Consider the following 23,594-nt stretch of genomic DNA (forward strand, 5'->3'; position numbering starts at 1 on the left):
CGCCTCAGTGGCGGCGCCGCAGCAGAAACTGCGCCGCCATCGCGCAAAGCGTGAAGGCGAGCATCAGCAGGCCAAGGTTCACCGTGTTCGCGTGGCTCACCAGCCCCACCGAATAGCCGCCCAGCGCGCCCATCAGTTGCTGCATCAGGCCGGCCACGGCGGCGCCGGCGCCAGCCAGCGCCGGCACAGCGCCCACCGTGCCCGCCAGCGTCGGCGGCATCAGGAAGCCGTGGCCGATGCCGAGCAGCATCAGCGGCAGGGCGAAGGCCAGCGGGCTGCCGACCCCGGCCAGCGCCAGCAGCAGGGCGATTCCCGCCAGGGTCAAAAGCTGGCCCAGGGCCATCATGCGGCGATCGCCCTGGCGGCGGATCAGGCGGCTGGTGAGGAAGTTGCCGGCGACATAGGCGAAGGGCACGCACATGATGTACCAGCCGATATCGGCGGGGCCCACACCATAGCCGCCAAGCACGATGGGCGCGCCGCCGAGAAAGACGTAGAACGCCGCCGTGGTCATCGCCAGGATGGCGACATGGAGCAGGAAGGCTGGCTCGCGCGCCAGCCGCGCATAGGCCATGCCCATGTCGTGGAGCCAGTGCGTATCGAGGGCCGCCGCGGGCTCGCGCGTCGGCAGCCCGCGCCATGCCGCGACCAGCAGCACCGCGGCCAGCACGGCGACCAGCAGGAAGTTCGACTGCCAGCCGAGCGCGACATGCAGTTGCCCGCCGATCACCGTCGCCAGCGGCGGGCAGAAGCCCATCGTCATGCCCACCCAGGCCATCACGCGGGTGCGCTCCGGGCCGCGGAACAGGTCCTGGACCATGGCCCGCCCCACCACCATGCCGGCGGCGCTGCCGGCGCCCTGCAGCGTGCGCGCCGCGATCAGCGACGGCAGGTCCGGCGCCAGCGCCGCCAGCAGCGAGCCGATCCCGGCCACCGCCAGCCCTATCATCAGGATGCGCTTGCGGCCATGGCGATCCGACAGCGGCCCATACAGCAGTTGCAGCGCGCCGTAGGCCACCAGGTAGCCGCTCAGCGTCAACTGCACGCCGGCCTGCCCGGCGCCGAAGATCGCCCCCCACTCCTGCATCGACGGCAGGCAGACCGTCATCGCCAGCAGGCCGAAGGCGATCTGCGCCAGCAGGTTGGCGATCAGGAGTCCGTGCGGCGGCGTGTCGGGCGGGGGCGGGGTCATCGGGAAAAGGGCGCAGGCGGGAGTCGGCGTCGGGCGGCCGTCGAGTATCGTCGCAAGCGGCTTGTGCGGTCAATCGACTGATGGCGGCGCGCTGCGGGCGATGGGTGGCTGGCAGCCCTTCCCGTCACGTCGCGTTGCCATATCTTCCCGATTGGAGGACAATATCTTCCCAATTGGCAATGACGCCCATCCCGTTTGGACACCCAGTGCGATGACTGCCCAGGAGGCTTCCCGATCCCTCTATCCGCGCTTCCTCGCGCCGCGCATCGAGGAGGCGCTTGCCGATACCCCCGTGGTCCTGATCAGCGGGCCGCGCCAATCCGGGAAAACCACGCTGGCCAGGCAGTTGGCGGGGGCGCGGACATTCCTGACGCTCGACCATGAGCCGACCCTGCGGGCCGCTATCGACGATCCCGTCGGCCTGGTGCGCGGTTTCGACGCGCTCGTCATCGACGAGATCCAGCGTGCCCCGCGATTGCTGCTGGCGATCAAGCAGGCCGTCGATGCCGATCGCCGGCCCGGACGATTCCTGCTGACCGGCTCGGCAAACCTGATGACCTTGCCGATGGTGGCGGACTCGCTGGCCGGGCGGATCGAAAACCAGGTCCTGCTGCCACTGTCCCAATCGGAAATGGTGGCGCCTGAAAGCCGCGCCGTGCAGGACTGGATCGACCGGCTGTTCCGGGGCGAAATTCCCCATCCCGCCGCCGGTCGCGGCGAAATCGTCGATCGCGTGCTGCGCGGCGGCTACCCCGAAGCCCTCGCGCGCGCCACCCCAAGGCGACGCCAGGCCTGGGCGCGCCAGTACCTGGACATGCTGATCCAGCGCGACATCCGCGATCTCGCCCGCCTGGACAAACTGGAACACCTGCCCCGCCTGCTGGCGATGCTGGCCCAGGTATCCGGACAGTTGTGCAATTTCTCCCAACTTGGGGGCCAGATCGGGCTCGACCACAAGACGATAGGCAAGTATCTCGCGGTCTTCGAGCAGATGTACCTGCTGCAACGCGTTCCCGCCTGGGCGGGCACGACCCTGGGTCGGCTGGTCAGGACGCCCAAACTCCAATTCATCGACTCGGGATTGCTGGCCGCGCTGCTGGAAATCGGCGACATCTCGCCGGTCCAGTCGCGGAGCCGTTTCGGGCCCTTGCTGGAAAGCTTCGTGTTCGGCGAACTGCTCAAATTCTGCACCTGGTCCGAACGCCGCCACGCCATGTACTACTACCGCGACAAGAGCCAGCGCGAAGTCGATTTCGTCATCGAGAACACGCCGGGCGACATCGTCGGCATCGAGGTCAAGTCGGCGGCAACGGTAGGCGGCAGCGATTTCTCCGGCTTGCGGCAACTTGCCTTGCTCAGCGGACAGCGATTCCGTGCCGGCCTGGTGCTCTACGACGGCGACCTCACCTTGCCGTTCGGCCCCGGCCTGTGGGCCGTGCCCCTGAGCACCCTGTGGCAGGCCGAATTCCGGGAGGCAAGCGCATGAACTACACCGAAATCCTTGCCACGCTGGGCCAGGCCTCGGCCTTCGACCTCTTCCGCCTGCGCGCCGCCATTGACCGCGTACTCGACCAGCCGGGCTGGATGGCCGCCGTGCAGGCCCGGCTGGCGCCAGGCGCGAACATCGAGTACTTCGACGCGCAGGCCAACCGCGCCGTCAAGGGCCAGTTGCTGGAGATGCGTCGCAAGCAGGCGGTGGTGCTCGATCCGGAAACCCGCCGGCGCTGGCTGATCTCCTATGCCGCGATCAACCTCGACGGCGCTGACGTCGACATCCGTGAACAGGTGCCGCATGGCCTGAGCCGCCAGTCCGTCGCCGTCGGCGACGTGGTCGGTTTTGTCGATCGCGAGCACCGGCAACGCGGCGGCCGGATCCTGCGCCTCAACGACAAGACCGTCACCCTGCAGGTCGGCCCCCAGCGATGGCGAGTCGCCTACGGCCTGCTGCATCGCGTGGTCGAGTCCGGCGCCGGCGACGGCGATCTGGCGGAACTCGGTGTCGCCGATGCGCGGGCGGAAATCGTGATCGAACCGGAGGATCGCGGGTAGGGTTTGCGCATCCCGGTCGGCTGCGATGCGGGGAGGGTTGGGCGACGGGGAGCGGCGCTCGTCAGGCCGCAAATCGCCGTGTTGCCAGCGCCGACTTGTTGTTGATCGGCGGTTTGGGCCAAGAGCGGGCATAGCGACAAGGGGCAATTTGGTGGCGCCAATGCCCGGTGACCGATCCGAGACCCGCCACTTGCTCCCGCTACCGCTCGGCCTGAGGACTGAAACGCCACCCCAGAAGTGAGGCCAGCGTGGGCAGCCCGGTCTTAAGCAGGGTAATGACCTCGAAAATGTACTTGCACCTAGGGCGAGCATTGGTCAGAATGTCCCGACTTATTCCCCGCGAGAGCGCCATGCTAGCCGAGTCAGCCGAAACCGTTTATTTCCTTGAGCAAGCCGTTGCACGTTACAACGTCGGGCGAGTAGCCGAAATGCTGGGCAAAGCCCCGAAAACAATTACCCGGTGGCGCACTGGGAAAACTCCGCCGCCGTCCTATTTGGCGCCGGCCCTGCAGAAAATTCTCGACTTTGGCCGGGTTACCCCGAGTGGAGGTGATTTCACTTTCATCGACCTGTTCGCCGGTATCGGCGGTATCCGGCTTGGATTCCAGTCTCACGGGGGGCGCTGTGTGTTCACATCAGAATGGAATACGTGGTCGCAAAAAACTTATGTCGAGAACTTCCGCGACGCGCATGAGATTGTTGGTGACATTGTTCCATGCGAGGCCAAGGACATTCCCGATCACGACGTTCTACTCGCCGGATTCCCTTGTCAGCCGTTCAGCATTGCTGGCGTCAGCAAGAAAAATGCACTGGGCCGTCCGCACGGGTTTGAATGCACAACACAAGGTACCTTGTTCTTTGATGTAGCGCGGATCATTGCCGAAAAACGCCCCAAAGCCTTCCTGCTCGAAAGCAACAAGCGACTTGTCTCGCACGACAAGGGAAACACGTTCAGAGTGATCTTGCACGCTCTGCGCGAAGAACTCGGCTATGACGTGCACTACCGTGTCATCGATGCCCGCCATTTTGTACCCCAGCATCGCGAGCGCATTCTCATCGTTGGTTTCCGCGAGCCGACCGGATTCAGTTGGGACGCTCTGCAATTTCCGGAATCCGGGCCGGTCTTGTCAAGCATTCTGCATCCGGAAAATGGAAGTGAATTACCCCAGCCTCCATACACGCATGGTGCAAAGGCCACCGTCCATGACAAGTACGTCCTGACTGACAAGCTCTGGGCCTACTTGCAAGCCTATGCCGAAAAACACCGCGCCGCCGGCAACGGATTCGGCTTCGGTTTGGTGACGCCCGAGCAAACGGCGCGCACCCTGTCTGCGCGCTATTACAAAGACGGTTCGGAAATTCTCGTGAGCCGTGGCAAGAACAAGAACCCGCGCCGGCTGACGCCGCGTGAGTGCGCACGACTGATGGGTTTCCCGGATGATTTTCGTATTCCTGTTTCGGACACGCAAGCCTATCGGCAATTTGGTGATGCGTCCGTGCCTTCTCTTATCGATGGAGTTGCAAGAGCAATGAAGCCGCACGTGATGATCGCCATTTCGACATCACCAAGGATGAACGCACATGGCAACTAGAGCCGGTTGGTTACGCGAACAGTTGCTGGTTGCATTTCATCTTTATTGCCGGATGCCATTCGGCAAGATGCATCGTGCCAATCCTGACGTAATTCGCTACGCCGGTTTGATTGGGCGTACGCCATCCGCTCTAGCGATGAAACTCACAAATATCGCCAGTCTCGATCCGGCCATTACCAGTACGGGCAGGAAAGGGCTTGAGGGAGCATCTTCGGCAGATCGAGCGATGTGGGAGGAGATGCAGACTGATTGGGAGCAGTTTGCGTTGGCTGTACAGCAAGCCGTAGAACGGGTTGAAGGGCAAGCTATCGAGCTCCCAATAGCTGAGGATGTTCACTTGGGCGCAGCGGAAAACTATGAGGGTACCGAAAGGTTTGCCACGACCAAGACCCGGGTGGGCCAGGCATTTTTCCGCGATGCTGTATTGAGCGCCTATGACTATTGCTGCTGCATCAGCGGGCTAGGTGTACCGCAGCTTCTGGTAGCCAGTCACATTGTTCCGTGGCGCAGTGACGCCAAGAACCGGTTGAATCCAAGAAACGGACTGTGCTTATCCATGCTGCATGACAAGGCGTTCGATCTTGGTTTGATTTGCATTGCCGACAATTTCACCGTACAAATTTCCCCAAAGCTCATGCGGCTTGACGATGAGTTTCTAACTTCCTCAATCATCAGATATAGCGGACAGCGGTTGCGTACCCCCGAGAAATTCATACCTGACCGTGAATTTCTGGCATTCCACCGTGACAACGTGTTTGTGAGAACGTAATGAATATCGTCTTTGAGTACCTATACCGAGACGCTGGCAACTACAAGAATTGGGAGAGTGTAGTGTTCTCCAATCCTCGTGCTCATGACATAGATACAGTGAGGGCGTCAGTTAGGCAGGCCATGTCTAATGCCGAGTTCTTTGATGCACCTGCTGCTCGTTTGCCAGATTTGCATTTTCCAGTGTTCTGCGCGGAGCTAGATGTGCCTCTACATGAGTTTTTTGATGTCAGCGACACTGATCAAGCTCCAGACGATTTGTTTGGCAGAAGCATTGACCAACTCTTAGTCGAGATTGGAAATTTCGGTCGATAGTGCAATTTGCATCCCGATCCGGCAATGAAGGTCGCGCAAAGCGCATTCCAGCGCCGCAAGTCGAGAGCCGGAAATGCCTTGGAAAACCACCTTGAGGCCATCTTCAAGTCACATGGAGTGACCTATTCACGTACTGCCGTGACCGAGCAAAAACTCAAGCCGGATTTCATTTTTCCTGACATCAGGCACTATCACGACCAATCCTTTCCTTCGACCCGACTCACCATGCTGGCATCAAAGACGACCAGCAAGGACCGGTGGCGACAAATACTCAACGAAGCGGCGCGAATTCCTTTAAAACACTTGGTCACGCTGGAACCTAGCATCAGCGAAAATCAGACCGCTGAAATGCAATCTGAGCGGGTGCAACTCGTGATTCCCGCACCTCTGCACGATACCTACACAGCAGCACAGCGGAGCTGGCTGCTTGATATTTCTGGTTTTGTCGATCTGGTAAAGGGACGTCAATAGGATGGCTCTACCTTCCAATCCGCCACCGCATAAGTCGGCGTTTCTACAGCCTTTTGCCGACATTGCGGCGAAAGTTTCGGGACTCTGCACGTAGCGTCTGTTTTCCCTTATCGTCATTTTCTTGGCCGCACAGCAGGCGCGTTGCTGCTTGGTACTGAACGTCTATTTTGGCCGAGGTCAGGATTGCCACCCCGGAAAATCGAACGACGGCTTTCCGATCAGTCTGCCACCAACGCAGATATTTTTGTCATCAGGCCGTTTAGGGCACCAAGCCGCCGTTCCGCCAGCGCCGACTCTTTCACTCGACCTTGCGGCGTCGCCCCTCGATCAGCGAATACACCGCCGGCACCACCACCAGGGTCAGCAGGGTCGAGGAGATCATGCCGCCGATCACGGCGATCGACAGCGGCTGGTTGGTCTCGGCGCCGGCGCCGAGGCCCAGCGCGGCAGGGAACAGCGCCAGGATCACGGTCGCCGAGGTCATCAGCACCGGGCGCATGCGGATCGGGCAGGCGTTGCGCAAGGCGGCGTCGACCGCCATGCCCTGCTCGCGGCGCTGGTTGGTGAGGTCCACCAGCAGGATCGAGTTCTTCGCTACGAGGCCGATCAGGAGCGTCAGGCCGATCATCGAGTAGATGTTCAGCGTGTGGCCGAACAGCCACAGCGCGGCAATGCCGCCGACCACCGCCAGCGGCTGGGCGAGCATGACGATGGCCGGTTGCAGGAAGCTGTTGAACTGGCTCGCCAGCACCATGTAGAGCAGCACCAGGGCGAGACCGAAGGCGAAGCTCATGTACTTCTGCGTCTTGCCGAATTCCTCGGCCTGGCCGATCAGCTTGACCTGGTAGCCGGCGGGAAGGATCTCGGCCGCCGCGGCGCGCATCTGGGTCACGGCGTCGCCGAGCGGGATGGCCGGCGTGGCATAGAAGGTGGCCGAGTATTGCAGGTCGAAGCGGCCGATCACGGCGGGGCCGAGCTTCTCCTCGAAGCGCGCCACGGAATCCAGGCGCACCAGCTTGCCGTCGCGGTTGCGCAGGAAAATCTTCGACAGGTCGGCGGGCTGGGTGAAGGCGCCTTCCTTCGCCTTGACACGAATGTCATAGCGCTGGCCGTCGCCGGGTTCGTCGTTGAACTTGGCGATGTCGATGCCGCCGGTCAGCATGTTCACCGCCAGCGCGACGTCGGCGGTGGAGAGGTTGGCGTTGGCGATGCGCAGTCGGTCGGGGCGGAACACCAGTTGCGGCAGGTCGAGCTGCAGGTCGGTGTCGACGCGGCCGATGCCGGGCAGCAAAGCCAGCTTCTGCTGCAGTTCGCGCGTGAGGCGGCCGACTTCGTCGATGTTCTCGCCGGCGAGGACGAACTGCAATGGCTCGCCGCGCTGGCCGCCGCCGACGATGGAGAAGGGCGCGGCGAAGGCGCGCGCGCCGGGGATGCCGGCGAGTTCCTTGCGCACCTCGGCGATCACCTGCTGCTGGCTGCGCTGGCGTTCCTCGCGCGGCGCCATGCGCACCACGACCGTGCCCTGGTTGACCTGGCCGGCGCTGCCCAGGCCGATCAGGGCGAACTCGGTACGCACCTCGGGGTAGTTGTTGAGCACCGCCTCGACCTCGCGCAGCTTGCCGTCGGTGTAGTCGATGCTGGAGCCCAGCGGCGTGCGCAGCGAGACGCGGAAGCGGCCCTCGTCCTCGTCCGGGGTGAAGGTCTTGCCGATGTGGATGAAGAAGAAGCTGCTGGAAGCCACGATCAGCGCGGTCAGCGCCACCACCCACCAGCGGTGCGTCAGCGCGGCTTCGAGCAGGCGCACATAGAGGCGGTCGAGGCCGCCGAGGATGCCGTCGAGCAGGTGGTAGAGTCGGCCGTGCTGCTTTTCCACCGTGAGATAGCGCGAGCAGAGCATGGGGGTGAGCGTCAGCGAGACGAACAGCGAAACCAGCACGCCGAAAGTGACCACCACGGCGAAGGAGCGGAAGAACTGGCCGATCACGCCCTGCAGGAAGATCACCGGCGCGAAGATGGAAACCAGCGAGAGCGTGGCGGCGATCACCGCGAACACCACCTCGCGGCTGCCGTTGATCGCGGCGGACTGCGGATCGGGATCGAGGTCCTCGCGGTGGCGGAAGATGTTCTCGAGAACGACAATGGCGTCGTCCACCACCACCCCGATCAGCAGCAGCAGCGCCAGCATGGTCAGCGAATTCAGCGTGTAGCCGAAGAAGTAGATCACCGCGATGGCGCCCATCAGCGACACCGGGATGGCCAGCGCGATGATCAGCGTCGAGCGCAGCGAGCGCAGGAAGAACCACACCACCAGCGCCGCCAGCAGGGTGCCTTCGACCAGGTGCTGCTTCAGCGAGTTGACGATTTCGAGGATGAACACGGCATCGTTGGAGACGATGCTGATCTTCATGCCCGGCGGCAGTTGCGGCTCGATCTCGTTGGCCAGCTTCGCCCTGATGCGCTCGGCGATGGCGACGGTGTTGGCATTGGCGACCTTGACCACGCCGAGGCCCACCGTCATCTCGCCGTTGAAGCGCGCCAACTGGCGGTTGTCCGTGAGACCGTCCTCCAGCTCGGCGACATCGCCCAGGCGCACCGCGACGCCGTTGCGCTGCGTCACCACCAGGCCGGCCAGCGCGTCGAGCGAGTGGAATTCGAGGTCGAGCTTGACCAGGTGTTCGGTGGCCTGGCCGACCACAAAGCCGCCGGCGAGCTGCACGTGCTCGGTGGCGAAGGCGCTGGCGATGTCCTGCGCCGAGATCGCCAGCGCCGTCATGCGTTCGGGGATTAGGTTTACGCGGATGGTGCGGTCGCGCCGCCCGCCGAGGCGCACCTCGCCGACGCCGTCTATGGTCTCCAGCTTCTTCTTGACCACGTTTAGCGCGTACTGGTTGAGCTGCTGCTGGGTGCGGTCGCCCTGCAGCGCCATCCAGAACATCGGCGAGGCGTTGGTCTCGACCTTGGCCACGATGGGCGGATCGACATCCTTCGGCAGGCGGCGCAGCACCTGGTTGACCTTGGACTGCACCTCGTTGAAGGCGATGTCGACGTCCTTCTCCAGGCCGAAGGTGATGTTGATCACCGAGACGCCGGGCGAGGAAGTGGACTGGATGTGCTCGATGCCGGGCACGCTGTTCACCGAGCTTTCCAGCAGGTTGGTGACGCTGGCGTCGACGATGTCCGGGTTGGCGCCCTTGAGTGCGGTGGTCACCGAGACCACCGGGAATTCGATGTAGGGCAGGCGGTCCATGCCGATGCGGCTGAAGGAGATGACGCCGAACAGCACCAGCACGGCGTTCAGCATCCACGCCAGGACGTGGCGCTTGACCGATAGCTCGGGCAGGGTCATTTCGCTTCGGGTTTGACGGGGTCGGCCTTCTTCGCCGTGGCGTCAGCGCCAGCGCCCTGCGTCCCTGCGGGAACTGTCTTGTCGGCGGCGGAATCCTTGGGCGGGCCGCCCTTGCCGCCCGGCTTGGCTGCCTCCTTGATCGCCACCACGGCATTGTTGGTTAGGAAGCCGGCGCCGTCGAGCGCGATCGTTTCGCCACCCTTGAGCCCTTCGAGGATATCGACGCGGCCGCCGCGCTTGGCGCCGGCCTTGACCACCTTCGCCTGCGCCCGCTTCTGTCCTTCGACCTCGCTGATGACATAGACCACCTTGCCGGCCGGGCGCAGCACCACGCTTTGCTCGGGCACCGTCAGGGCCGTGGCCTTGGCGGCGATGCGCACCGTGGCATTCACCGTGCCGCCGCCGCGCAACAGGCCCTCGCGGTTGTCGATGTCGGCCAGCACGTCGAGCGTGCGGCTGCCTTCGACGATGCCGGGACGGATTTCGTGGATGCGGCTTTCGAATAGCTTGCCCGGCGCCAGCGGTGACGTCATGCTCACCGCCTGGCCCCGGGCGAGGCGAGTGGCGGCGACTTCGGGGAAGGGCAGGTGGGCGCGCAGCTTGTGCGGCGCGACCAACTGGAACAGCGGATCGCCGACCTTGACGTAATCGCCGGGGGCGACGATCTGCACTTCGACCACGGCATCGAGCGGCGCCGTGACGCGGGTCTTGCCCACCGAGCGGCGGCTGTTTTCGGCGCGGGCGCGGGCGGCGGTCAGTTGCTCATTGACGGCGGTGCGCTGCGCGGCGATATCCTCGCCGGCATTCTTCGACAGGAAGCCCTTGGCCACCAGCGCCTGCTGGCGTTCGAGCAGGCGGTCCTGCTGGGTGGCGAGCGCTTCGAGCCGGCGCGCTTCGGCTTCGTCGGCGCGGTTGGCCAGCGTGGTATCGCCGGCGTCGATGACCGCCAGCACCTGCCCCTTTTTCACGCGCTGTCCGGTGCGCGCCAGCACCTGCACGACGCGCCCCGGCACCTCGGCGCCGACTTTCGGGTCGGCCAGCACTTCCAGCGTGCCCAGGGTTTCCTCGACCACTTCGAATTCGCCGCTGCCGACCTGGGTGACGGTGATCAACGCCGGCGGCGGCCCGGCTTTCTTTTCCTCGGCTTTCTGGCCGCAGGCGCCAAGCAGCAGCAGGGCGATGCCGGCGGCGAATGTCCTGCGCATCACGGCAGGACCGACTCCAGGGCGAAGAGTTCCGCAAGGTCCTCGCGGCGGCGGATCAAGTGGGCCTGCGCGCCATCGACCATGACTTCGGCGGCGCGCGGCCGGCTGTTGTAGTTCGATGCCATGGCCATGCCGTAGGCGCCGGCCGAAAGGATGGCGAGCAGGTCGCCTTCCCGCAAGGCCAGACTGCGGTCGTGGCCGAGGAAGTCGCCGGATTCGCAGACCGGACCGACAATCTCGTACGGCATCGCCGTAGCGCCAGCGCCGACTGTTGCCACCGGCACGATGTCGTGCCAGGCGTCATACAGGGCGGGACGCATCAGGTCGTTCATCGCCGCGTCGACCACGGCGAAATGCTTCTCCGCGCCGGGCTTGAGCACCTGTACTCGGGTCAGCAGCAGGCCGGCATTCCCCACCAGAGAGCGACCCGGTTCGAAGATCAGGCTTTCGCGCCGGCTGGCGAACTTCGCGAGCATCGGCGCAAGGTAGTCGGCGGTCGCAGGCGCCGGTTCTTCGCGGCGGTACTGGATGCCCATGCCGCCGCCGAGGTCGATGTGTTCCAGCACGATGCCGGCCGCCGCGAGGCGGTCGACCAGCGCCAATACCTTGTCGGCGGCCTCCGCGGCGGGCGCCGGGTCGAGCAGTTGCGAACCGATGTGGCAATCGATGCCCTTTACCGCGAGATGCGGAAGGGACGCGGCGCGGCGGTAGGTGTCGAAGGCCTGGTCGAAGGCGACGCCGAACTTGGCGGTCTTGAGGCCCGTGGAAATGTAGGGATGGGTCTTGGCGTCGACGTCGGGATTTACCCGCAGCGAAACCGGCGCGCGGCGATTCATGCTGCCGGCGACCGCATTGAGCTGTTCCAGCTCGCTGGCCGATTCGACGTTGAAGCAATGGATGCCGGCTTCCAGCGCCGCGCACATTTCCTCGCGCGACTTGCCGACGCCGGAGAACACGATCTTGTCCGCGCTGCCGCCGGCCGCCAGGACGCGTGCCAGTTCACCGCCGGAGACAATGTCAAAGCCGGCGCCCAGACGTGCAAACAAATTGAGAATGGCGAGGTTCGAATTGGCCTTGACCGCGTAGCAGATCAGTGAGCGGTCACCCAGACCGTGTGCCTGCAAGGCGTTGCGATAGCCGACGTAGGCGGCGGTCAGCGCGAGGCGCGAATAGACGTAGCAGGGCGTGCCGAAGCGCGCGGCAACGTCGTCCAGCGCGACGGCCTCGACCTGCAAGCCGTCCTTGCCCATGCTGGTCAGGCTCATCGGCGGGGCTCGGCGCGCGGGTCGCGACGACTATCCGCCAGCGCCAGTCCTTGCATCGATTCCATCGATGATGTCGTCGGCAAGGCGGCAGCCTTCGCCGGCGGTTGCTGCGGCGGCAGCGTCAGGGGAGTCTTGGTACCGCAGCCGGCGAGCGCCCCGAGGAAGGCCAGGGCGGCGAGCAATGGAGTTATCGGGCGCATCGGGTTCGCGGAAGGAAGGCTGGGAACGGTAGTATATGCGGCGCGCAGTGCCGGCGACATGTTGGCCTCTCCCGGCCGCGCTTTCCCCTGAAAGGAACACGCGATGGACGAACAGGAATTCATGGCGGCGGCCGATGCCGAACTGGCGCGCATCGAAGCGGCACTGGAGGCCGCGTGCGACAGTGCTGCGGTCGATTTCGACTTCGAAATAAAGCCCGGTGGCATCATCGAGATCGAGTTCGACAATGGTTCGAAGATCATCGTCAATCGCCATGCCGCCGCGCGCGAGATCTGGCTGGCGGCGAAATCCGGCGGGTTTCACTTTCGGCCCGAGGGAGGGCGCTGGTTCGGCACGCGTGACGGCGAGGAACTGATGGTGGCGCTGTCCCGGGCCGTGTCGCAGCAGGCCGGGACCAGCGTGAAGCTCTAGGGCTTCTTCTCCGCGGGCTTGGCCGAGACCGGCTTGTCGGCCGCGGCTTTCTCGCCAGCGGCCTTTTCTCCGGGAGGCTTTTCGCCCGCCGGCCTTTCGACCGGCTTGGGCTTGGCGTCCTGCACCGGCGCGGGTTCCTGTACCGACGCTTCCGCCTCTTCCTCGGCGGGCGGAGCCGGCAGGTGTTCCTTGTAGACCAGTTCCTTGCCTGTCTTGCCGGCGGGATCGTTGGTGACGACGGATACCAGTCCTTCAGGAAGCTCGGGCCAGCTTTCGGGGACGTTTTTCAGCGCGTGTTCCATGTAGCCGATCCAGATCGGCAACGCCGCCGCGCCGCCGGTCTCGCCGTTGCCCATGCGCTTGGGCTGGTCGAAGCCGATCCAGGCGATGCCGACCACCGTCGGCTGATAACCACAGAACCAGGCGTCGATGTAGTCGTTGGTAGTGCCGGTCTTGCCGGCCAGGTCGCCGCGCTTCAGCGCGGTGGCGGCGCGCGTCGCGGTACCGCGGCGCACCACGTCGTGCATCATGCTGTCCATGAGCCATGCGTTGCGGGCGTCTATCGCGCGCAGGGATTCGTCACCCGCCAGGGCTGGCTGAATCGCGGCCAGCAAGCTGCCCTTGTCGTCGCGGATCTCGCGCACGATGTAGGGCTCGACGCGGTAGCCGCCGTTGGCGAAAATCGAGTAGGCGGCAAGCTGCTGCCAGGGCGTCACGGCGCCGGCGCCCAATGCCAGCGTCAGGTAGGGTGGGTGTTTGTCGGCATCAAAGCCGAAGCGCGTCACGTAGTCCTGCGCGTAATGGGTCCCGATCGAGCGCAGCAGGCGGATCGAGACCATGTTCTTCGACTTGGCGAGCGCCGTGCGCAGGCTCATCGGGCCCTCGTACTTGCCGTCGTAGTTTTTCGGCTCCCAGGCCTGCGACCCGGTTTCCTCGGCGGATATAGAGACCGGCTCGTCGGCGATCACCGATGCGGGCGTGTAGCCTTTTTCCAGTCCCGCCGAGTAGATGAAGGGTTTGAAGCTGGAGCCGGGCTGGCGCCAGGCCTGCGTGACATGATTGAATTTGTTGCGATTGAAATCGAAGCCGCCGACCAGGGCGCGGATGGCGCCATCGACCGGGCTCGCGGCGACGAAGGCGGCCTCCACCTCGGGCAGTTGGAGGATTTGCCAGCCTTTTTCGGTTTTTTGCACGCGAATCACCGCGCCGCGTCGCAGGCGCTTGTTCGGCGCCGCCTTGTCGTCCAGCATGCGGGCGGCGAACTTGAGGCCCTCTTCGCCGATCTTGAGCAAATCTCCGCCGCGCAGGTAAGCGCGCACCTGCTTCGGCCCCGCTTCGAGGACGATTGCCGGCAGCAGATCGTCGCTGTCATGGAAATCCGTCAGCAGTTCCTCGAGTTCCTCGTCCTGGTCCGAGGTGACGTCCTTGAGGTCGACGTAGGCCTCGGCGCCGCGATAGCCGTGACGCCGGTCGTAATCCATCACGCCACGCCGCAGCGCAAGATAGGCTGCCTGCTGTTCGGAGCGATCGACGGTGGTGATGACGTTCAGGCCGCGGCTGTACGAATCATCGGGGAAGCGTTCGACGGTGATCTGGCGCGCCATTTCGGCGACGTACTCGGCATGCACCCCGAAGTCGTTGACGTCGCGCTTGACGCGCAGTGTCTCCGCTTGTGCCGTCTTTAGCTGGGCATCGTCGATGTAGTTCAGCTCGTGCATTCGGCGCAACACATAGCGCTGGCGCAATTGGGCGCGCTTCGGGTTGGCGACCGGGTTGAAGGCGGAGGGCGCCTTGGGCAGGCCGGCCAGCATGGCCGCTTCGGCGATGGTGACGTCCTTCAGTGCCTTGCCGAAATAGAACTGCGCCGCCGCCGAGAACCCGTAGGCGCGTTGTCCGAGGTAAATCTGGTTGAGGTAGATTTCCAGAATCTGGTCTTTTTCGAGATTGTTCTCGATTTTGAAAGCCAGTAACATCTCATACAGTTTTCGGGTCAGGGTCTTTTCACTGGAAAGGAAAAAATTGCGCGCCACCTGCATGGTGATGGTCGACGCCCCTTGCCGCCTGCCGCCTCCCACGAAATTCGAATACGCAGCGCGCAGTATGCCCTGCGTGTCGATACCGGGATGCTGATAGAAACGCTCATCCTCGGCGGCGAGGATCGCCTGGGTCATGATGGCGGGAACATCCTTGATACGCGCAAAATTGCGCCGCTCCTCGCCGAATTCACCTATCAGGTGGCCGTCGCCGGAATAGATCCGCATGGGTATCTTCGGCTGGTAGTCGGTCAGGACTTCCACCGAGGGCAGTTGGGGATACGCAAGAATCAGCACTATCCCGGCCAACGCGAGGACGCCAAGCACGCTGCCGCCGAGCACGAGCAGAAAATACAGGACCCAGCGGACCGGAGCGTTGACGGAGGAAATTGGCACGAAATGGAAGGTGGGAGGCGGCGCGGCGAATTATAGCTGTGGCGTTGAAGAGACGCTGCCACAGTGGATTCTTTACAATTTTGCTTTACACTCGATATAGTTGCTGCTAGCATCTGAAGTAAATTATCCGTATAGCTTGTAACGCAATATTTTTAAAGGAAAATTCTTTGCAGATCGATGTCTCGGCCCTGAAGTCGATCTTTAACCCGAAGCTTCGTCCGCTGATCGGGGTCGACATCAGTTCGACCGCGGTCAAGATGGTCGAGCTGGTGGATGGCGGCAAGGGGCAGCCGCGCGTGGAGCGTTACGCCATAGAACCGCTGCCCAAGGATGCTGTGGTTGACGGCAATCTCGCGTCGGTCGATGCCGTGTCCGAAACCCTGTTGCGATGCTGGAAGCGCTTGGGCACATCTACCCGGTATGTCGCCTTGGCATTGCCGACGGCGGCGGTAATCACCAAGAAGATCACGCTCCCGGCCAGCTTGCGCGAGCAGGAAATGGAAGTGCAGGTGGAGTCCGAGGCCAACCAATACATTCCCTTTGCATTGGAGGAGGTCAATCTCGACTTTCAGGTCATCGGACCCGCGCCGTCGAGCCCCGACGATGTCGAGGTGTTGCTGGCGGCATCGCGCAAGGAAAAGGTCGAGGACCGGGTGGCGGCGGCGGAAGTCGCCGAGCTCAAGCCGGTGGTGATGGATGTCGAGGCCTATGCGACCCAGGCCGCCTATGAATTGGTCACGATGCAACTGCCGCAAGCAGGTGCCGGGCAGATCGTTGCCCTGGTGGACGTCGGCGCCGCCGCCATGAAGGTCACCATTACCAAGGACAACCAGCAGTTGTATGCGCGCGAACAGGCCTTCGGTGGATCGCAATTGACCGATGAGATCATGCGTGCCTACGGCATGGGCGCGGAAGAGGCCGAGAATCTCAAACGTTCCGGTACTCCTCCCGACAACTACGAAGCCGAAATCCTGCATCCCTTCATCGAGAACATGGCGCAGGAAGTCGCACGTGCATTACAGTTCTTCTTCACTTCGACGCCGCATAACGAGGTGCATCACATCATCCTCGCCGGTGGTTCCGCGCTGATTCCGGGCGTCGCCGAAATCGTGGGCCAGCGCACCAATGTGAACACCATCCTGGCCGATCCCTTTGCCGGAATGACCATTTCGCCGCGCATCCGGGCCAAGCAACTCGCTGCCGACGCGCCGTCGCTGATGGTGGCGTGCGGACTCGCCTTAAGGAAGTTCGATCAATGATCCGGATCAATCTCCTTCCGCACCGCGAAGAAAAGCGCAAGGCGCGGCGCCAGCAGTTCTATGTCCTGATGGGACTGGTCTCGGTTCTTGCGGCCGTGATCTGGTTCCTTGGCTATTCGGTGATCAGCCGCGAGACGGCTCTGCAGAGCGAAAAGAACGAGTTTCTCAAGAAGGAAATAGCCAGCCTCGACAAGGAAATCAGCGAAATCAAGAAGATCCAGGAGCAGACCAATGCACTGCTATCACGCAAGCGCGTGATCGAGGCCCTTCAGGCCAACCGTAGCGAGACGGTGCACCTGTTCAACGAGCTGGCCAAGCAGGTTCCCGAAGGCATCTACCTGCGTACCTTGGTACAGACCGGGCCGAGGATCGTTCTTGCCGGGTACGCGCAGTCGAATGCCCGAATCACGACCCTGATGAACAACCTCGACGAATCGCCGCTTCTTGAAGCGTCGACGCTGGTCGAAACAAAGGCAGAGGCCGTGGCCGGTCGCCGGCTCAATGCGTTCAGCATCACTACGATGATAACGCGCCAGACCGCGCAGGCACCGGGGAAGAAATGATGAAGCTGCCCTCCCTGAAAGACCTGTTCAAACGCAAGTCAGCTGCCGAAAAGCTGGCCGAAAAGCAGTCGGCCAAGGTGGAGCCCACCGCGCCAAAGGCGCCGATGATCAATTTTCAGCAGTTGGCGATGGACTTCAAGACCCTGGACCCCAAGGATCCCGGTTTGTGGCCGCTGGCGCCGAGAATCGTCATTCTTCTGGGCTTGTTCATTGCGCTGATGGCAACTGCCTGGGGATTCGGCGCACTTGGATGGAGCGTACAGCTGGAGGAACTGGAAGCGAAGCGCGCCGAAGAGGTCAAACACAAGGAAGATTGGCTGAACAAGAAACGGCAGGCGGTAAACCTGGACGAATACCGGCGCCAACTGGCCGAAATCGATCGCTCGTTCGGCGCACTGCTGAAGCAGTTGCCAAACAAGGCCGAAATGGGTGACATGCTGGTCGACATCAACAAGGCTGCGCAAGGCAGGGGCTTGCTGGTGGAACTTTTCAAGCCGGGTGGCGAAGCGCCCAAGGAGTTCTATGCGGAAGTGCCTATCGCACTCAACCTGACAGGAACCTATCACGACATCGGCGGCTTCACCGGGGATATCGCGAAACTGCCTCGCATCGTCACGCTCAACGACATCAGCATGGCGGCGAATCCGAATGGCACTCTCGCCATGCGGGCCACCGCAAAGACATTTCGCTATCTGGATGACACCGAGATTGCCAACCAGAAGAAGGCCGCCAAGGGAGGCAAGAAATGAAGCCTAGCGCCCTTCTGATCCTGATCCTGCCGCTGTTGGCCGGGTGTGGCGCCGAGCAGCATCAGGATATTCGGGAATGGATGCGAGAGGAAGCCAAGGGCATGAGGGGCAAGGTCGCTCCCTTGCCGGAAATCGCGGCTTTCCCCGTCGTTGCCTATGAAACCGAAACGCTGACGCCGCCATTCGCGTCCGGCAAGATCGTGACCTTGGAGGCAGTTGCCGACAAGTCCGCACCGGACAGGTCGCGGCCGCAGCAACCCCTTGAGATATTTCCGATCGAGGATTTGAAGGTGATGGGCATCGTCATGGCTGGCCCGGTGCCCTACGCCCTCATCCAGACCCCACCACCCAACAAGCCCAAGCATGTGCGGGTAGGCGAATACATGGGCCGCAGCTTCGGCAGGATCACGCAGATTTCCCGAGATGGCGTTACGGTACTTGAAACCGTCAAGGACGCGAACGGCGCATGGGTCGCGCAGGAGAAGGTGCTCATGGTGCCGAACGAAGGAGGACGTAAATGAACAAGCTTAAACTTGCCGCGTTGGCCATGCTGGGCTTCTGCCTCGGCGTTCCGGCCTACTCGTTCGCGGCCGACAACTCGATCAAGCAGGTCCAGGTAAGGCGCGACGGCGATCAAGTCCTGCTCAAAGTCCAGATGGCCACTCCCCTGAAGGCACTTCCGGGCAACTGGAGTGTGGTCGAACCGCCACGCGTCGTGATAGATTTTCCGGATACGGACAACCAATCCGGCAAGACCGTGCAGCAGGTGTCCGAGGGAGACCTCCGCAGCCTCAACCTGGTCCAGACCGACAAGCTGACCCGACTGGTGCTCAATCTCTATCGTCCAACCAAATTTTCGACCGAAATTGTCGGCGATGCGCTGTTCATCAAGCTTCAGGCACAGGGCGTGCAGGCCAGCCAGGAACAGGCTCCGAGCGTCTATCAGCCAACCCCTGTCACGACCACCGCGGCCGCAAAATCTCCCCAGGCGGCTGACACCGCGGCCGTTCGCGACATACTGTTCCGGCGCGGCGAGGATGGGCAGGCATCAATCACAGTGGACCTGACGGATGGCACCACGCCGATCGACATCCGTCGCTCCGCAACGGGTATCACCGTCGAGCTGCGTGACGTTGAAATTCCGGAGCGTTTGCAGAATCGCCGTGACGTGAACGACTTTGCGACGCCGGTGACCACGATTACTTCGCGTGCCGACGGAAACCTGACTCGTATGGAAATTGCTGCACGGGGCCGTTGGTTCCATCAGGCGCACCTGACGAACAACCAGCTCAACATCGAGATCAAACCCATCCCCGCTGACGAGGCGAACAAGCTGGTACAGGCCGGCCAGCAAGGCCAGAAGGTCTCGATCAACTTCTTCAACGCGGACGCAACGATGGTGCTGCGAACTCTTGCCGACATTTCCGGCAAGAACGTCCTGATCGATCCCTCGCTGAATGGACGCGCGGTTACCGCGAATCTCGACAACATACCCTATGACCAGGCGCTGGAAATCATCATGGCCCAGGTGAATGCGGGCATGCGGGTGCGAAACGACGTAGTGCTTTTCGGAGACCGGGCGGTCCTGCAACGGCGCGACCAGGACACGGCTGACGAGTTGGCGCGCGCCAGCGACATAGCGCCGCTGGTGGCCGAAACCTTCAAGCTAAGCTACGTCAAGGCGGCCGACATCGTTTCGCTGGTGAACACAAGCTTCGCTCCTGCTGCCGCTGGTGCCGCTGCGGCTCCAGCGGCTGGCGCCGCACCGGCGGCGGCACCTGCGGCTGGCGCGCCCGCCGGCGCCAACAAGGGCATGCTGACCGCGCGCGGCGGGATCTCCATCCACGATGCGACCAACCAGGTATTCGTCCGCGACACGGCGGCGGTGATCGAGGCGATTCGAGAGGTCATCCGCACGGTTGATATACCGCCCAAACAGGTTCTGATCGAAGCGCGCATCGTCGAGGCGTCGACCGGATTCACCAATTCGCTCGGTATGCGGCTGCGCGTGGCGGATGCCAACGTTCTGGGCAATCGCGGATACCAGATTCCGTTCACCGAATCGAGTACGACGCGAGTCGCGTTGGGAACCACAGCCGGCTTCACCAACGTGGATACGTTTGGCGCACCGTCTGTGCCCGCGCTGGCCAGATCGTCAACGAATATCTTCCAGCCCAGCTATGCCCTGGCGGCGGCCGCCAACATCGGGCTGATGCTGTTCAACAATGCCGGGACCAAGCTGCTGGCGCTCGAACTTCAGGCGGCCGAGCAGGATACGCGCAACAAGACCATATCCTCACCGCGCATCGTCACCCTCAACCGCAAGGCCGCGACCATCAACAACACACAGCAGGTAACGATTCTGACGGGCGTCAATGCCACAACCGGCCTGCCGATCTACCAGACCTTCTCGGCGCCGCTGACCCTTGGTGTGACTCCGTCGGTGAATCCGGACAATCGAATCAGCCTGGAACTCAACATCGCCAAGAGCACGATCACCAACGCGAACACGGGCAGCCTCGACACCAATACCGTGACCACCAATGTGATCGTGGAAAACGGTGGGACGGTGGTCATAGGCGGCTTTGCCAGGGAAGCCGAGATTCAGACACAGGACCGGGTTCCGTTTCTCGGCGACCTGCCCTATGTCGGCTTTCTGTTCAAGACCACAAGCAAGAACCAGTCACGCAGCGAGTTGCTGGTGTTCATAACGCCGCGCATCATCAGCGAAACCCTGGCGCAGCGGTAAGCGCCAAACGTCCGGGGGCCAGGCTCCCGGACAACGTGCCTGCCGGCACCATTTTCGGGCTCGCCTTTCGCCGCATCGACGCGCCATTCACGACGATGGCGGGGCGTTCTCGTCCCCCCCACCGCTGAAGGCTACAATTCGGACGTGAGCACTACCAAGAACATCTACCTCGTCGGCATGCCGGGTGCAGGAAAGACCACCATAGGCCGTCAGCTTGCACGTCGGTTGCAACGCACCTTTGTCGATGCCGACCATGAGATCGAAGCCCGCACCGGAGTCAGGATCCCGCTGATTTTCGATATCGAAGGCGAGCAGGGTTTTCGAGACCGCGAGGCAAAGGTGATCGCCGATCTTGCCGGAGATGGCAATCTGATCGTCGCCACCGGCGGCGGCGCAGTGCTGCGGCCGGAGAACAGGGTCGCCCTGAAGCAGAGCGGTACGGTGGTCTATCTGCATGCCGCGCCCAGGTTGTTGTTCGAGCGCACGCGCCTGGATCCCAACCGCCCATTGCTACAGGTCGCGAATCCGATGCAAAAGATCGAGGAACTCTTTGCCCAGCGCGATCCGCTCTATCGCGAAGTCGCCGATATCGTCGTCAATAGCCTCGGCGGCAGCACCAGCCACCTCGTAAGACAGCTTGAAAGGGAGTTGCAGAAGCGATGCGCCGCCTGAACGTTGAACTCGCTGCTCGCAGCTACCCGATTCTGATCGGGCGCGGTTTGCTGGACCGCGCCGACCTGTTGCTTGAGCGGCTGCGCGCGCCGCGCGTTGCGCTGGTCAGCAATTCAACGATCGGGCCAATTTACGCCGAACGGTTTGTCGGCGCCCTTGAAAAGCACGGTGTCGGCGTCACGACCATCGTCCTGCCGGACGGCGAAGCGCACAAGAACTGGGAGTCGCTAAACCGAATCCACGACGCAATGCTGGCTGCGCGCTGTGATCGATCCACCACGGTCGTGGCCTTCGGCGGTGGCGTCATTGGCGATCTGGCCGGATTTGCCGCCGCTACCTACCAGCGCGGCGTGCCCTTCATTCAGGTTCCGACCACGCTACTGTCCCAGGTCGACTCGTCAGTGGGTGGCAAGACCGGCATCAACCATGCGCGAGGCAAGAACATGGTGGGAGCCTTCTGGCAACCCCAACTGGTGCTCGCCGACACCGATACCCTGCAGACGCTTCCGCCGAGGGAATTGTCCGCCGGGATGGCCGAGGTCATAAAGTACGGCCTGATCCGCGACTTGCCGTTCCTTCGCTGGCTGGAGGCCAACATGGACGGGCTGATGGCGCGCGATGGCGAACTACTCGCCGAAGCCGTGGAACGTTCCTGCGCCAACAAGGCAGAGGTTGTAGGCGCCGACGAGTTCGAGACGGCCACGGATGGAGGCAGAGCCTTGCTCAACCTCGGTCATACCTTCGGTCATGCGATCGAGGCCGGCATGGGCTACGGGGAATGGCTGCACGGCGAGGCGGTTGCGGCCGGCACCATGATGGCCACCGAGCTTTCCCGCCGCCTCGGCTGGCTGTCCGCCGCCGACGTGGAGCGGGTCCGCAAGCTACTCCTGCGTGCCGGCCTGCCCGTCACCGGACCCGATCTCGGAGTTGCGCGCTATCTTGACCTGATGTCGCACGACAAGAAGGTTATCGCCGGCAGCCTGCGCCTGATCCTGCTCAAGGGCCTGGGGCAGGCGGTGACCCATGCCGATGCACCACCCGCCGACGTCGCAGCGGCCATAGAGACCTGCTGCCATGCCTGATCTGGCGCCCTACGCGGTCTGTGACGGAAACAGCCGGGGGCGAGCGGTTGCGGAGCCGCGACCCAAGGTGCGCAGCGAGTTCCAGCGCGATCGCGATCGCATTGTCCATTCCACGGCCTTCCGTCGCCTGGAGTACAAGACCCAGGTTTTCGTCAACCATGAAGGTGATCTGTTTCGCACCCGGCTGACGCACAGCATCGAGGTGGCCCAGATCGCGCGCACCGTGGCGCGTGCGCTGGAACTCAACGACGACCTGGCCGAGGCCATCGCACTGGCCCACGACCTTGGCCATACCCCGTTCGGCCACGCCGGCCAGGATGCATTGAACGAATGCATGCAGGGGCATGGCGGCTTCGAGCACAACCTGCAAAGCCTGCGCATAGTCGATCGCCTCGAGGAACGCTACGGTGCCTTTGATGGCCTGAACCTGATGTTCGAGACGCGCGAGGGCATCCTCAAGCACTGCTCGCCGGCGCGGGCACGGGAGTTGGGCGATCTCGGCCTGCGCTTTATCGATGGCCGGCGACCTACGCTGGAGGCGCAAATCTGCAATCTGGCCGACGAAATCGCTTACAACAACCACGACGTGGATGACGGGTTGCGTTCAGGCGTGCTCACGCTGGAGCTGTTGCAGGACGTGTCTCTATTCACGCGCCATGCCGCCGAAGTCTCCGCCGAATTTCCTTCCATCGCCGGACGCCGCCGGGTACATGAAACCATCCGGCGCATGATTGACGCCCAGGTCACCGACCTCCTCTCCGAATCGGCCCGGCGTATTGCGGCAGCAGCTCCGGGCACACTGGAGGATGTCCGCAGTGCAGCGGAGTTGATCGGTTTCTCGGCGGCCATGACTGAGGAAAACCGTGCGCTCAAGGGCTTTCTCCGCGAGCATCTTTATCGCCATTACGAGGTGCTGCGCATGACCGCCAAGGCACGGCGCGTGATCCATGACCTGTTCGGCGCTTTCGTCGCCAATCCGCGCCTGCTGCCGCCCCAGTACCAGGCCATGGCCGCCGCGGGAACAATCGAACGGACAACGGCGGATTACATCGCGGGCATGACCGACCGCTACTCGATGCGGGAACACCGCCGCCTGTTTGCCGTCAGCGAGTTCTAGGGAGCACCCTAGCCCGATTGCTGCGTTGCAGCGTATTGAAATCCACCTCTTTTGGCGGTATATTCGAGTGTCCGCGATGCATGGCGGAAAATCCAAGGCCGGGGAGCGGCAACACCCCGGCTTTTTTGCCGGCCGCGTTTG

At 62.9% G+C, this 23,594-nt stretch carries 21 protein-coding genes; 15 read left to right on the top strand and 6 right to left on the bottom strand.

What is annotated here, in order from left to right:
* Window positions 1-4: 4 nt before the first annotated feature.
* Entirely contained in the window at window positions 5-1,192 is a 1,188-nt protein-coding gene (locus J0M27_RS07620) for an MFS transporter (protein WP_294989386.1), read from the bottom strand.
* A 211-nt stretch (window positions 1,193-1,403) separates the two neighbouring features.
* On the opposite strand from J0M27_RS07620, the gene J0M27_RS07625 reads away from it, so the two are divergent.
* From J0M27_RS07625 to J0M27_RS07650, 6 genes are all read left to right on the top strand, one after another.
* Window positions 1,404-2,678 (top strand): ATP-binding protein, encoded by a 1,275-nt coding sequence (locus tag J0M27_RS07625; RefSeq protein ID WP_294989389.1) that lies wholly within the window; start codon window positions 1,404-1,406, stop codon window positions 2,676-2,678.
* Complete coding sequence (locus J0M27_RS07630; RefSeq protein ID WP_294989392.1) at window positions 2,675-3,241, top strand: hypothetical protein; 567 nt, start codon at window positions 2,675-2,677, stop codon at window positions 3,239-3,241. Before J0M27_RS07625 ends, J0M27_RS07630 begins: the two co-directional genes overlap by 4 nt.
* A gap of 350 nt (window positions 3,242-3,591) precedes the next feature.
* The gene (dcm, locus tag J0M27_RS07635) at window positions 3,592-4,833 is read left to right on the top strand and encodes a DNA (cytosine-5-)-methyltransferase (RefSeq protein WP_294989394.1); all 1,242 of its coding nucleotides are present in this window, start codon (window positions 3,592-3,594) and stop codon (window positions 4,831-4,833) included.
* On the top strand, window positions 4,823-5,602 hold the full coding sequence (locus J0M27_RS07640) for an HNH endonuclease (RefSeq protein ID WP_294989395.1): 780 nt from the start codon (window positions 4,823-4,825) through the stop codon (window positions 5,600-5,602). Before dcm ends, J0M27_RS07640 begins: the two co-directional genes overlap by 11 nt.
* Window positions 5,602-5,916, top strand: a complete 315-nt coding sequence (locus tag J0M27_RS07645) for a hypothetical protein (protein WP_294989398.1) — start codon at window positions 5,602-5,604, stop codon at window positions 5,914-5,916. Before J0M27_RS07640 ends, J0M27_RS07645 begins: the two co-directional genes overlap by 1 nt.
* A gap of 24 nt (window positions 5,917-5,940) precedes the next feature.
* On the top strand, window positions 5,941-6,387 hold the full coding sequence (locus J0M27_RS07650; RefSeq protein WP_294989401.1) for a type II restriction endonuclease: 447 nt from the start codon (window positions 5,941-5,943) through the stop codon (window positions 6,385-6,387).
* 298 nt (window positions 6,388-6,685) lie between these two features.
* Here J0M27_RS07650 and J0M27_RS07655 read toward each other — a convergent pair whose 3' ends face one another.
* The 4 genes from J0M27_RS07655 to J0M27_RS07670 are packed head-to-tail and all read right to left on the bottom strand — an operon-like array spanning window position 6,686 to window position 12,463.
* Entirely contained in the window at window positions 6,686-9,733 is a 3,048-nt protein-coding gene (locus J0M27_RS07655; protein ID WP_294989404.1) for an efflux RND transporter permease subunit, read from the bottom strand.
* Window positions 9,730-10,938: an efflux RND transporter periplasmic adaptor subunit gene (locus J0M27_RS07660; protein WP_294989407.1), complete on the bottom strand. Its 1,209-nt coding sequence runs from the start codon at window positions 10,936-10,938 to the stop codon at window positions 9,730-9,732. The genes J0M27_RS07655 and J0M27_RS07660 overlap by 4 nt, the downstream gene beginning before the upstream one ends.
* Window positions 10,938-12,203, bottom strand: a complete 1,266-nt coding sequence (gene lysA / locus J0M27_RS07665) for a diaminopimelate decarboxylase (protein ID WP_294989410.1) — start codon at window positions 12,201-12,203, stop codon at window positions 10,938-10,940. Before lysA ends, J0M27_RS07660 begins: the two co-directional genes overlap by 1 nt.
* Window positions 12,200-12,463: a lipoprotein gene (locus J0M27_RS07670; protein ID WP_294989413.1), complete on the bottom strand. Its 264-nt coding sequence runs from the start codon at window positions 12,461-12,463 to the stop codon at window positions 12,200-12,202. The genes lysA and J0M27_RS07670 overlap by 4 nt, the downstream gene beginning before the upstream one ends.
* Before the next feature lie 43 nt (window positions 12,464-12,506).
* Between J0M27_RS07670 and cyaY the strand changes: the two genes are divergently transcribed.
* A complete protein-coding gene (gene cyaY / locus J0M27_RS07675) occupies window positions 12,507-12,833 on the top strand; it encodes an iron donor protein CyaY (protein ID WP_294989416.1) in 327 nt (108 codons plus the stop codon).
* Here cyaY and J0M27_RS07680 read toward each other — a convergent pair.
* Window positions 12,830-15,262 carry a penicillin-binding protein 1A gene (locus J0M27_RS07680; RefSeq protein WP_294989419.1) on the bottom strand — a complete coding sequence of 811 codons (2,433 nt, stop codon included), beginning with the start codon at window positions 15,260-15,262 and terminating at the stop codon, window positions 12,830-12,832. The two genes, cyaY and J0M27_RS07680, sit on opposite strands and share 4 nt — an antisense overlap.
* A gap of 167 nt (window positions 15,263-15,429) precedes the next feature.
* Here J0M27_RS07680 and J0M27_RS07685 point away from each other — a divergent pair, with 167 nt between their 5' ends.
* From J0M27_RS07685 to J0M27_RS07720, 8 genes are all read left to right on the top strand, one after another.
* Window positions 15,430-16,521 carry a pilus assembly protein PilM gene (locus J0M27_RS07685; protein WP_294989422.1) on the top strand — a complete coding sequence of 364 codons (1,092 nt, stop codon included), beginning with the start codon at window positions 15,430-15,432 and terminating at the stop codon, window positions 16,519-16,521.
* Window positions 16,518-17,084 (top strand): PilN domain-containing protein, encoded by a 567-nt coding sequence (locus tag J0M27_RS07690; protein WP_294989425.1) that lies wholly within the window; start codon window positions 16,518-16,520, stop codon window positions 17,082-17,084. Before J0M27_RS07685 ends, J0M27_RS07690 begins: the two co-directional genes overlap by 4 nt.
* Window positions 17,084-17,833 (top strand): type 4a pilus biogenesis protein PilO, encoded by a 750-nt coding sequence (locus J0M27_RS07695; protein ID WP_294989427.1) that lies wholly within the window; start codon window positions 17,084-17,086, stop codon window positions 17,831-17,833. Before J0M27_RS07690 ends, J0M27_RS07695 begins: the two co-directional genes overlap by 1 nt.
* Window positions 17,830-18,354 (top strand): pilus assembly protein PilP, encoded by a 525-nt coding sequence (locus tag J0M27_RS07700; RefSeq protein WP_294989430.1) that lies wholly within the window; start codon window positions 17,830-17,832, stop codon window positions 18,352-18,354. Before J0M27_RS07695 ends, J0M27_RS07700 begins: the two co-directional genes overlap by 4 nt.
* Window positions 18,355-18,380: 26 nt before the next feature.
* The gene (pilQ, locus tag J0M27_RS07705) at window positions 18,381-20,582 is read left to right on the top strand and encodes a type IV pilus secretin PilQ (RefSeq protein ID WP_294989481.1); all 2,202 of its coding nucleotides are present in this window, start codon (window positions 18,381-18,383) and stop codon (window positions 20,580-20,582) included.
* 144 nt (window positions 20,583-20,726) lie between these two features.
* Window positions 20,727-21,254 carry a shikimate kinase gene (locus J0M27_RS07710; protein WP_294989433.1) on the top strand — a complete coding sequence of 176 codons (528 nt, stop codon included), beginning with the start codon at window positions 20,727-20,729 and terminating at the stop codon, window positions 21,252-21,254.
* The gene (gene aroB / locus J0M27_RS07715) at window positions 21,242-22,336 is read left to right on the top strand and encodes a 3-dehydroquinate synthase (RefSeq protein WP_294989437.1); all 1,095 of its coding nucleotides are present in this window, start codon (window positions 21,242-21,244) and stop codon (window positions 22,334-22,336) included. Before J0M27_RS07710 ends, aroB begins: the two co-directional genes overlap by 13 nt.
* Window positions 22,329-23,453 (top strand): deoxyguanosinetriphosphate triphosphohydrolase, encoded by a 1,125-nt coding sequence (locus J0M27_RS07720; RefSeq protein WP_294989440.1) that lies wholly within the window; start codon window positions 22,329-22,331, stop codon window positions 23,451-23,453. Before aroB ends, J0M27_RS07720 begins: the two co-directional genes overlap by 8 nt.
* The last annotated feature ends 141 nt before the right edge of the window (window positions 23,454-23,594 follow it).

This window comes from Sulfuritalea sp. (assembly GCF_017302275.1).
GTDB lineage: Bacteria > Pseudomonadota > Gammaproteobacteria > Burkholderiales > Rhodocyclaceae > Sulfuritalea.

Excerpts from the sequence above, each read along its gene's own strand:
- lysA (WP_294989410.1), bottom strand. The coding sequence starts at position 12,203 with ATGAGCCTGACCAGCATGGGCAAGGACGGCTTGCAGGTCGAGGCCGTC.
- J0M27_RS07620 (WP_294989386.1), bottom strand. The coding sequence starts at position 1,192 with ATGACCCCGCCCCCGCCCGACACGCCGCCGCACGGACTCCTGATCGCC.
- J0M27_RS07695 (WP_294989427.1), top strand. The coding sequence starts at position 17,084 with ATGAAGCTGCCCTCCCTGAAAGACCTGTTCAAACGCAAGTCAGCTGCC.
- J0M27_RS07640 (WP_294989395.1), top strand. The coding sequence starts at position 4,823 with ATGGCAACTAGAGCCGGTTGGTTACGCGAACAGTTGCTGGTTGCATTT.
- J0M27_RS07690 (WP_294989425.1), top strand. The coding sequence starts at position 16,518 with ATGATCCGGATCAATCTCCTTCCGCACCGCGAAGAAAAGCGCAAGGCG.
- J0M27_RS07660 (WP_294989407.1), bottom strand. The coding sequence starts at position 10,938 with ATGCGCAGGACATTCGCCGCCGGCATCGCCCTGCTGCTGCTTGGCGCC.
- cyaY (WP_294989416.1), top strand. The coding sequence starts at position 12,507 with ATGGACGAACAGGAATTCATGGCGGCGGCCGATGCCGAACTGGCGCGC.
- J0M27_RS07630 (WP_294989392.1), top strand. The coding sequence starts at position 2,675 with ATGAACTACACCGAAATCCTTGCCACGCTGGGCCAGGCCTCGGCCTTC.
- J0M27_RS07655 (WP_294989404.1), bottom strand. The coding sequence starts at position 9,733 with ATGACCCTGCCCGAGCTATCGGTCAAGCGCCACGTCCTGGCGTGGATG.
- J0M27_RS07720 (WP_294989440.1), top strand. The coding sequence starts at position 22,329 with ATGCCTGATCTGGCGCCCTACGCGGTCTGTGACGGAAACAGCCGGGGG.
- pilQ (WP_294989481.1), top strand. The coding sequence starts at position 18,381 with ATGCTGGGCTTCTGCCTCGGCGTTCCGGCCTACTCGTTCGCGGCCGAC.
- dcm (WP_294989394.1), top strand. The coding sequence starts at position 3,592 with ATGCTAGCCGAGTCAGCCGAAACCGTTTATTTCCTTGAGCAAGCCGTT.
- J0M27_RS07625 (WP_294989389.1), top strand. The coding sequence starts at position 1,404 with ATGACTGCCCAGGAGGCTTCCCGATCCCTCTATCCGCGCTTCCTCGCG.
- aroB (WP_294989437.1), top strand. The coding sequence starts at position 21,242 with ATGCGCCGCCTGAACGTTGAACTCGCTGCTCGCAGCTACCCGATTCTG.
- J0M27_RS07670 (WP_294989413.1), bottom strand. The coding sequence starts at position 12,463 with ATGTCGCCGGCACTGCGCGCCGCATATACTACCGTTCCCAGCCTTCCT.
- J0M27_RS07645 (WP_294989398.1), top strand. The coding sequence starts at position 5,602 with ATGAATATCGTCTTTGAGTACCTATACCGAGACGCTGGCAACTACAAG.
- J0M27_RS07650 (WP_294989401.1), top strand. The coding sequence starts at position 5,941 with ATGAAGGTCGCGCAAAGCGCATTCCAGCGCCGCAAGTCGAGAGCCGGA.
- J0M27_RS07700 (WP_294989430.1), top strand. The coding sequence starts at position 17,830 with ATGAAGCCTAGCGCCCTTCTGATCCTGATCCTGCCGCTGTTGGCCGGG.